Genomic DNA, 3513 nt, shown 5'->3' with positions numbered 1-3513 from the left:
GCGGGCGCACCGCCAGTGCCACCGCCAGGCCCAAGGCCAGCACCGAGGCGGCAATCCCGCTTTCCAGCGCAGGCAGGTCCAGGCCTTCAAAGCCCAGCAAACCGCCGATCAGCATGCTGACGACGAAGGTGCACGGCAGCGCCCAGCGCGCCGCGCCTTGTTGTTGGGCGGCCCACAAGCCGACCGCCAGCATGGCCAGCAGATGATCCAGCCCGCCGATGGGGTGACCGAGGCCGGCCATCAGGCCGTTATCGCCATGGCCAGGGTGAGCAAAGGCCAAGGCCGGGGTCAGCAACAGGGCGAGGGCGCCAAGCAGGCGTTTGAATGTCATGGATAAGCTTCCTTGTTGAGCGTGTGAACAGTTGAAGTTGAAAAATCAGGCGGCGGTCAGCAGGCCCTGGCGTTCGATGAAGGCGATGATCTGCTCCAGGCCCTGGCCGGTTTTCTGGTTGCTGAACACGAACGGCTTGCCGTTGCGCATCCGACGGGTGTCGCTGTCCATCATTTCCAGGGACGCACCCACCAGTGGCGCCAGGTCGATCTTGTTGATCACCAGCAGGTCGGATTTACAGATGCCCGGTCCGCCTTTGCGCGGCAGCTTGTCGCCGGCCGAGACATCGATCACATAAATGGTCAGGTCCGACAGCTCTGGGCTGAAGGTCGCCGAAAGGTTATCGCCGCCCGATTCCACCAGGATCAGATCCAGCCCGGGAAACCGTCGGTTCAATTGATCCACGGCCTCAAGGTTGATCGAGGCGTCTTCGCGGATCGCCGTGTGCGGGCAACCACCGGTTTCCACGCCGATGATCCGCTCCGGCGCCAAGGCTTCGTTGCGCACCAGAAAGTCGGCATCTTCACGGGTGTAGATGTCGTTGGTGACCACCGCCAGGTTGTAGCGTTCACGCAGGGCCAGGCACAGGGCCAGGGTCAGGGCGGTTTTGCCGGAGCCTACCGGGCCGCCGATACCGACGCGCAGAGGTTGTGTATTCATGAGGGTCTCCTAGGAACGGAACAGGCGGCTGTACTGGCGCTCATGGGCCATACACGCCAGGGACAGGCCAAACGTGGCGCTGCCGTAATGGTCGGGATCAATGTTCGAGGCGTTGTGTTGAGCCTGTTGCAGCAGTGGCAGCAGTTCGCTGGTCAGGCGCTGGGCGGCTTGCTGGCCCAGGGGCAGGGTCTTCATCAGGACGGCCAACTGGTTTTCCAGCCAGCTCCATAACCAGGCGGCCAGGGCGTCCTGGGGGCTGATATTCCAGGCGCGGGCGGCCAAGGCCCAGCCCAAGGCCAGGTGCGGTTCAGTACGTTGTTCAAGAAAGCGCCGTGCCGCGGCATCGAGTTCCGGCAGGCCGCCCAGCAACTGCTGCAACGAATAACCCATCTGCCGACTTTCCTGATGCAGCTCGCGGGTTTCCCGGCTGGCGCGGTGTTCCTCGCAGTGTTGCAGCAAGGCGTCCCAGTCGTCGGCGGCGGCGGCGGTGCAGTGGGCCAGTAGCAAAGGCGCCTCGAAGCGTGCCAGGTTCAACAGCAACTGATCGCTGATCCAGCGACGGGCGTCGTCGCAGGTTTTGACCTGGCCGTTATCCACTGCCATCTCCAATCCCTGGGAATAGCTGTAGCCGCCGATCGGCAATTGCGGGCTGGCCAGACGCAGCAGCGCCCACGCCGGGTTCATGTGCGTACGCCGAACTGATGCAGGCGTGGCGCGTAGTTGAAATCTTCGTCGCCGTGTCGGGAATGATGATGGCCGCCGCCATACGCGCCGTGTTCCGGTTGGAACGGCGCCTCTATGTTTTCGGCACTGGCACCTAGTTGCTCGAGCATCGCCTTGAGCACGTAATCGTCCAGCAGGCGCAGCCAGCCATCGCCCACTTGCAGGGCGACATGGCGATTGCCCAGGTGATAGGCCGCGCGGGTCAGTTCAAATGCATTGGCGCAGGTGACATGCAGCAATTGTTCGGGGCGGGCGCAGACGCGCACGATGCGTCCGTCTTCAGCTTGCAGGCATTCGCCGTCGTATAACGGCGGCTGACCTCGCTCAAGGAACAACCCCACATCTTCACCCTCGGCACTGAAACAGCGCAGGCGGCTTTTGCTGCGGGCGTCGAAGGTCAGGTGCAGCTCGGCGTCCCAGCGGGGTTGAGTGTCGATTCTGCGGTGAATCACCAGCATCGGAGTGCTTCCAGCAATGAACGGTGCTGTGTTTAGAGCAAGGGGCTTGCCAATCGAAGAAGGTGTAGGAAATAGCTGGGATGGCGTTTCAGGATGGGGCGGATTGCGTGCCGTTATGGTGCGCTTGTCGATATCGCGCACCATTTTGCAGCTTTCGCGAAACACTGTGGGAGCGAGCCTGCTCGCGATATCAGTGCATCAGAAAATCAACGCTGACTGACCCACCGCTATCGCGAGCAGGCTCGCTCCCACAAAGGAAACATCTCGGCGGCTACTCGGTACTGCCCAGCCCTTGCCAATGTTTGAGACCAATAAAGATGAACCGCAGTTGCTGGGTAATCTTCGCCTGGGGCGTGAGGTGTTCGGGGAGAGCGTGAGCGGGTGGGTCGATGATGTCAGGCAGGGTGGCGAACACGCTTTTGACGATCAGGTCGGCCATTACGCTCAAAGCGGCAAGGTCCAGGTGCTGCAACTTGGGCATCAATGCCAGGTCGGCGGCCAGGTCCGAGCTGATGCCTTCACGCAGACAGGCGATGGCCTTGCGCACGGGCAGCGAGCCGCCGTATTGCTCACGGGCCAAAAACAGGAATTGCGAACGGTTGGCTTGGACCACGTCGAGGAAAATACGCACGGAGGCATCAATGATGCCGCCCATGACGAATTCGTTGTGGCGTACCAGCCGGATCGTTTCGCGAAAGGTCTGACCGACTTCGCTGACCAGAGCCAGGCCCAGTTGGTCCATGTCGTCGAAATGCCGGTAGAACCCGGTGGGTACGATGCCGGCGGTCCTGGCGACTTCGCGCAGGCTCAGGCTGCCGAACCCTCGGCCGCACTCCATCAAATGACGGGCTGCATCCATCAAGGCATTGCGGGTCTGTTGTTTCTGTTCGGCGCGGGGCAGCATCGCAGGGCTGACTTCTGATTCACGGAAGCGACGCACTCTAGCAAATCGGCTTTGCCGACGTCGAACGGTAGAGGGGGATATAGCGGGGAAAACGAGGTTCTCGGAAAGTCAAAAGCCCGATTGCAGGAATCGGGCTTTTTTCCAGGCCACCATGGGCTCAGCTCACTGCGCTGTTGCGTTCGATCACACGGTCACCACCACCTTCGGCAATGGCGCCCTGTGGGGTGCGCTCGTAGCCACCTTCAACCAGGTTTTTTTCTTCCAGGCGGTCACGGCCACCTTCAGCGACTTCCTGACCCTGAGGGGTACGTTCGTAGCCGCCTTCAGCCACTTCCTGGCCCTGAGGGGTACGTTCGTAGCCGCCTTCAGCTACTTCTTGACCTTGAGGGGTACGTTCGTAGCCGCCTTCAGCCACTTCCTGACCTTGACGGGTCTGG

General features: G+C 61.6%; 5 protein-coding genes and 1 pseudogene. All 6 read right to left on the bottom strand.

Going from position 1 to position 3513, the window contains the following annotated elements; genetic code table 11:
* The coding region (locus GSM73_RS27675) for a HupE/UreJ family protein (protein WP_256677026.1) at positions 1-331 on the bottom strand (331 nt) is incomplete at its 3' end.
* Between the two features lie 45 nt (positions 332-376).
* Positions 377-991, bottom strand: coding sequence for an urease accessory protein UreG (gene ureG, locus GSM73_RS21015; RefSeq protein ID WP_047227343.1), 615 nt, complete (start codon positions 989-991; stop codon positions 377-379).
* 9 nt (positions 992-1000) lie between these two features.
* Entirely contained in the window at positions 1001-1675 is a 675-nt protein-coding gene (locus tag GSM73_RS21010) for an urease accessory protein UreF (RefSeq protein WP_076382884.1), read from the bottom strand.
* Positions 1672-2172, bottom strand: coding sequence for an urease accessory protein UreE (ureE, locus tag GSM73_RS21005; protein ID WP_047227345.1), 501 nt, complete (start codon positions 2170-2172; stop codon positions 1672-1674). The genes GSM73_RS21010 and ureE overlap by 4 nt, the downstream gene beginning before the upstream one ends.
* A gap of 271 nt (positions 2173-2443) precedes the next feature.
* Positions 2444-3076, bottom strand: coding sequence for a TetR family transcriptional regulator (locus tag GSM73_RS21000; RefSeq protein ID WP_047227346.1), 633 nt, complete (start codon positions 3074-3076; stop codon positions 2444-2446).
* 157 nt (positions 3077-3233) lie between these two features.
* Positions 3234-3513, bottom strand: a pseudogene (locus GSM73_RS20995) (hypothetical protein); the annotation flags it as partial.

Origin of the sequence: Pseudomonas sp. PICF6 (assembly GCF_009831705.1) — a bacterium.
GTDB lineage: Bacteria > Pseudomonadota > Gammaproteobacteria > Pseudomonadales > Pseudomonadaceae > Aquipseudomonas > Aquipseudomonas rhizophila.
Note: the sequence above shows the minus strand (reverse complement) of the source record. Positions and strands in the feature narration are given on the sequence as shown.

Bases quoted from the DNA above. Each gene is read 5' to 3' on its own strand.
- GSM73_RS21010 (WP_076382884.1), bottom strand. From the start codon at position 1,675: ATGAACCCGGCGTGGGCGCTGCTGCGTCTGGCCAGCCCGCAATTGCCG.
- ureE (WP_047227345.1), bottom strand. From the start codon at position 2,172: ATGCTGGTGATTCACCGCAGAATCGACACTCAACCCCGCTGGGACGCC.
- ureG (WP_047227343.1), bottom strand. From the start codon at position 991: ATGAATACACAACCTCTGCGCGTCGGTATCGGCGGCCCGGTAGGCTCC.
- GSM73_RS21000 (WP_047227346.1), bottom strand. From the start codon at position 3,076: ATGCTGCCCCGCGCCGAACAGAAACAACAGACCCGCAATGCCTTGATG.